Origin of the sequence: Bacillus sp. AFS053548, from assembly GCF_002575105.1 — a bacterium.
In the GTDB taxonomy this organism is placed as follows: domain Bacteria; phylum Bacillota; class Bacilli; order Bacillales; family Bacillaceae_G; genus Gottfriedia.
In genome coordinates, this window is record NZ_NUHI01000043.1 from 1 (window position 1) to 4,890 (window position 4,890).

Sequence of the window (4,890 nt, forward strand, 5' to 3'; positions counted from 1 at the left end):
AAGGTAGTTTTTGGATGCACCTACTGAATGTGCGGCTTCAGTTAAGGCTGATTTTAAATACTTGTTACCTTTTTTTGATTTAGTTGATTTCCTTTTACCAGCACTTTCATTATGTCCTGGAACTAATGCTGCCCAGGAACATAATCGGGGAGCACTTCCAAACTGGTTCTCTAGATCTGTTCCAATTTCGGCAAGTATCTGTTCAGCCATACGTGTAGCGATACCAGGGATTGAGTCCAGGCGCTCTATGTCTTCTTGATAAGTACTCACTCTCTGTGTTACTTCAGAATCAAGTTTTTCAATTTGTTCAGTTAGAAAATCTATGTGAGTTAGTATTGTTTTCAGCATCATACGTTGATGAGGATTAACATACCCTCGTAGAGCGAGCTCAAGTTCATCTTTTTTGCGTTTCAATGAGCGACGAGCCATACCTGCTAGTTTCGTAGGATCTTCTTCGCCATCTGCAATGGCGTTAAGCATTTCTTTAGACGAAACACCCATAATATCTGAAACAACAGAGCCTAGTTTTATATTTGCACCTTCCAGTACTTTTTGTATTCTATTAAGTTGTCGAGAGCGTTCTTCAATAATACTTCGACGATATCGAACCAGTTCTCTTAACTCTCGTTGATTTCGATCTGGAACGTAGCTAGCTGTCAATAAGCCATGGCGAAGAAGTTGAGCGATCCATTCAGCATCTTTTACGTCCGTTTTTCGTCCAGGAACAGCTTTCATATGTTGCGCATTGACGACAAAAAACTCTAATTCTTCGGCTTCAATCAGATTAACAATGGGTTTCCAATACACCCCTGTACTTTCCATAGCGACATGAGTACATGCATGTGACCTTATCCAATCCATCAGTTTAATTAAAAAAATCGTCTTCGTAGAAAACGTTTGAATCTCCTTTCCTTCAGGTGTCATAATACATGCGGTAATGTTGTCCTTATGAACATCCATTCCGCAAACTCGTTCAATGATAACTTCCATTGAATTCATCCTTCCTATGGCTTTAAAAATAGAGGCTGGTGCAAAAATCAGAATAGGATTAATCTACCATGAGTGCTTCCCGTAAGGGAGCGACAGTCTGTGATGCACCGTGATCGTTGGGGTCAGACTAAATGATGGGCTCTAATGGCACCATAGTGCGGCGACCTTCCTCACCCAGCCATAGAAGCAGTATTGACGGTTTTAAATCTTTTTCATTCGCTGTGGTGCAGCGCGAGCGCTGCATGGGTGGCTAAATGGCAGTTTAGTTGCATAAGGAAAGGGATACTTGAACAGTAAATAGAATAAATAAATAGGAGAAAATATTAGGAATAAAAGGAGCAGTTTTAATGGAAGTTATTGTTCAAAAGTATAGAACTATATTCTTTTTATTGATAATAATAGTAAATGTAATTTATATAACTTTAGACAATAAGAAAATAGAAACAATTACATCAATAGTAACTTTAGCGATTGCCACAATACTTTATATTATTAAAATGAAATATGATAGTAAGGTCGGTAAAACCAAATAGAAGTATGTTTCTTATAGAACTAACGCATGCTTTAGTTGAACAAGATTTCCCTTATTTAATGTAAGAAAATATTATAAAATCGAATGAAGGAAGCAGGGTTTTTAGGGGGATTTAAAAAGTGGGGATAATGATTTTAAAATCTGTTAGTTTAATATTACTTATTATTTTTGGTGTTTTGTCTATTTATGAAGGCATAAAAACTTATAAAAACTTTAATCAAGTTTTTAAAGAGTCAAAGGTTAATAAAGTACTAAAAGCGGAGTATTATTTGAAAGCTAAAAAAATGAATTTGTATTATGCCATTACTATATTAACTGGATTTATATATGGAATCTTAAAAAAATATTAGAACACTATTCAACTAAAGCAGTGCGTTAGTTGGTTAAGATTAAGATCCAAGGGAAATTATAGGTTATAAATCATTTGAAAGGATATTAATTTATAATGAAAGGAAATGCACCTTTTTTTATTCTAATGTTCCTAATTGCGATTTGGTTTATATTCGTGAGGATTACATATTTTCCAAAAGCAAAAAATAGTCAATTAACAGGAGTAACTAGATCAAAATATGACATAAATAAATTAAAGACTTTAATACCTAAGAAAATGATGATCGGTGTATTTTTCTGTACCTTAACCTTACCTCTTTACTCAGATATGCCACTAATAATGGCATTAATCTTAGCAATTCTAGGTGGATTATTCACTTACACTCAGTTTAAAGCTATGTATGGTATGGGTGCTAGATTTCAAGAAAACAAAGTGAAAAAGAAAAAGTAATTATTGAACTAACTGATGCTTTAGTTCAACAAGAAAAAATTCATTCGAAGTGTTTAAATAGTTAATGTTTATTTGAATATATAATAAGATAAATATTCAATGCATAAGGAGGAAAAGACTTGTATAATCCCAAAGTGTTCTTCTATTAGTTGCGGTTGACACCAATGGCAATTGCCATAATCTAAATCCCCGCAGCAGGGAAGGAAATGTTAGATTTAAAAACAGTTTCAAATTGGAAAAATGAACAGAATAAAAACCGCAAGAAAATTTATAAAAATCCTCGAAGAGAAAAACTTCTTGAATATCGCAAGGGCTTTAAATCTGTTCATTATGATAAAGAAGTAAAGGAAGTTCGAAAAGACGATTATCGAAAATATCGAAATCGAATGAACCATTTAATTAGAATTGAAAAATACGAACTAATTCACAAATATAAAAAAACTAGTGGTTGGTTGACATGGTAGTAATTAAAGCGCAGATTAACTTCTGTGCTTTTTAACTTGTTCATTAAGTATAAACCCAAATGAAAGATTTAAGGTGCTTTTTATTCTAATGATAAAACCATATGAAAAATCGTCAACCAGTAAAAACTGGATGACCTTATAATACGAACGTATGCGATATTTCAATAAAGAAGGGGCGTTTTTTTATGCAGCTAAATGGCAGATTAGTTCAATAAGATACTGTATTATTAAATGCATAAGAGGTGGTGGGAATTTTGGATATTAAAGAAAAATTAATGTTATTACTTAAAGAAACTGTTTGTGATTTAGTAAAAAACGATACTATTAAAATTAAATCAAAACTATCAGTTGAAATTACAATTGAGGACATTAAAAGAGAACTAAATCACTGGGGCTCACTAACAATTCCACCTAATGTAGCGTATGAGAATATTAGTTATTATAAATATAATGATGGGTCAGGATATGCGTTGGAATTTGAACTTTGGATAAATAATCAAGAAAGTGATTTAACATTGTCTTGTGAAGCAATAATCGACCAATCAGATAATATCTTATCGTTTTCAATTGAAGATTTACATGCATTATAGTTTATCGTTGTTCAACTAACGCATGCATTAGTTGAACAACAAGATTGGCTAGATAAATTCAAATAAATGCAAATTTCTAAGGAGCTACCTCATGCGTTCTTTCTTTAATAAAATAAGGAAACAGTTATTAAAAAACGGATTAAAACCTTTGGTCATTATAGGGATTTTATTTGTTATTTTACTATTAATTGGGAAAGACATTAATTTAAGTGACATGCTTTTTTATATAATTTTCTATCCAATTGGGAAAAACGTTATTTATTACTTCGAATCAAAAAAAATAAATTGGAAGCAAATTATTAAGGATATTATAATATTTATTTCTTTATCATATTTGTATCACTTTATTTATATAACATTAAAGTCAGTTGGTTTAAAGCCTATAAAATTTTTATCAGAAGGTATTGGATATACGGTGACCATATTAGTAGTTATATCATTTATTTACGTTTCTTTTTTTGTTCCAGTGGAAATTCTTAAGCAAAAGAAAAGTACCAATAAAAATTAATTGGTACATAATTATTTAAGTCACCTTATTCAACTAACGCATGCATTAGTTGAAAAACGTGATCGACTGTTTAGTCGATTTTTTTATCGCACAAAATGGCAGTTTAGTTGCATAAGGAATGATATAATAAAAGTAGTTATTTAAATGAATTGAGGTATATGTTTATTGAAAAAGACATCACATTTCAAGAAGATTATCATATTAATTACTTTATTACTTTCAACCTGTTTATTACTGGTTAAGTGCAATATACCAGATAACGAGAGGGATCAAATTTCTATTAAAAAGCTAAACCTAAAGTATGTTAAAGAAAATGATCCTGATTTTTTTATTGAATCTATACGAGTGATCAGTAATGACAAACGTTTAGGTAATCAAGTTGTACTAAAAAGTGCAGATTACGGATGGATGCTAGATTTATTGTTAGAAAATAAGAAAGAAATTTACAATGAAAGAAAACCGAATACATTCAAAGTAAAGCTAACTTTTATGGAGTATGGTTGGACATTTGAACACGATACGAGCCCATATGACGGTAAACAATCTACATTTTATATAAGTCAAAAATTGCAAAACCAGTTTATCCAGCAGTACTTAGCTTCGTATCCTAGAAATATTATTTTAACTAAAAAGAAATACAACTGGGATGAAAAAATCGAAGGAAAAATAACCATTGCAAAATACACTTCGCTTGATCAGGGCTTAATTCTTGCATTAAGTGGTAATGACGATGGTGATGATTCAGAATTTCCTATTAAAATAGCTGATTTATTTTCTGAAAACACAAATTCAAATAATGAGGTAATAACGATTCCATTTAATTTTAAGTTATCTGATTATCGAAAGAAATTGAGAGATAGTAATCAAGTTTATATTGAATTAATAAGTACTGACGGTACGCTTGTCTATGTTGATGACAAAGTACCTTTAAGAACAAAATAATGTATTCTTGTTCAACTAACGCATGCATTAGTTGTATTAGGTTGGGCTGCTTCGGCAGTTCATTTTTTATGTGTGCCCAGCAT

General features: G+C 31.3%; 8 protein-coding genes. 7 read left to right on the forward strand and 1 reads right to left on the reverse strand.

Features of this window, described 5'->3' with window-relative positions:
- A partial coding sequence (locus CN946_RS20520; protein ID WP_098862793.1) for an IS110 family RNA-guided transposase occupies positions 1-990 on the reverse strand: 990 nt, incomplete at its 3' end.
- 347 nt (positions 991-1,337) lie between these two features.
- Here CN946_RS20520 and CN946_RS23695 point away from each other — a divergent pair.
- From CN946_RS23695 to CN946_RS20555, 7 genes are all read left to right on the forward strand, one after another.
- Positions 1,338-1,523, forward strand: coding sequence for a hypothetical protein (locus tag CN946_RS23695; RefSeq protein ID WP_098862794.1), 186 nt, complete (start codon positions 1,338-1,340; stop codon positions 1,521-1,523).
- A gap of 118 nt (positions 1,524-1,641) precedes the next feature.
- Positions 1,642-1,872 carry a hypothetical protein gene (locus tag CN946_RS20530; RefSeq protein ID WP_098862795.1) on the forward strand — a complete coding sequence of 77 codons (231 nt, stop codon included), beginning with the start codon at positions 1,642-1,644 and terminating at the stop codon, positions 1,870-1,872.
- 95 nt (positions 1,873-1,967) lie between these two features.
- Entirely contained in the window at positions 1,968-2,303 is a 336-nt protein-coding gene (locus CN946_RS20535; protein WP_098862796.1) for a hypothetical protein, read from the forward strand.
- Between the two features lie 206 nt (positions 2,304-2,509).
- On the forward strand, positions 2,510-2,767 hold the full coding sequence (locus tag CN946_RS20540) for a hypothetical protein (protein ID WP_176547392.1): 258 nt from the start codon (positions 2,510-2,512) through the stop codon (positions 2,765-2,767).
- Positions 2,768-3,021: 254 nt separating this feature from the next.
- A complete protein-coding gene (locus CN946_RS20545) occupies positions 3,022-3,357 on the forward strand; it encodes a DUF7668 domain-containing protein (RefSeq protein ID WP_098862797.1) in 336 nt (111 codons plus the stop codon).
- A gap of 91 nt (positions 3,358-3,448) precedes the next feature.
- Positions 3,449-3,865, forward strand: a complete 417-nt coding sequence (locus CN946_RS20550) for a hypothetical protein (protein ID WP_098862798.1) — start codon at positions 3,449-3,451, stop codon at positions 3,863-3,865.
- Positions 3,866-4,030: 165 nt separating this feature from the next.
- Complete coding sequence (locus CN946_RS20555; protein WP_098862799.1) at positions 4,031-4,807, forward strand: hypothetical protein; 777 nt, start codon at positions 4,031-4,033, stop codon at positions 4,805-4,807.
- Positions 4,808-4,890 lie beyond the last annotated feature (83 nt).

Excerpts from the sequence above, each read along its gene's own strand:
- CN946_RS23695 (WP_098862794.1), top strand. The coding sequence starts at position 1,338 with ATGGAAGTTATTGTTCAAAAGTATAGAACTATATTCTTTTTATTGATA.
- CN946_RS20535 (WP_098862796.1), top strand. The coding sequence starts at position 1,968 with ATGAAAGGAAATGCACCTTTTTTTATTCTAATGTTCCTAATTGCGATT.
- CN946_RS20540 (WP_176547392.1), top strand. The coding sequence starts at position 2,510 with ATGTTAGATTTAAAAACAGTTTCAAATTGGAAAAATGAACAGAATAAA.
- CN946_RS20550 (WP_098862798.1), top strand. The coding sequence starts at position 3,449 with ATGCGTTCTTTCTTTAATAAAATAAGGAAACAGTTATTAAAAAACGGA.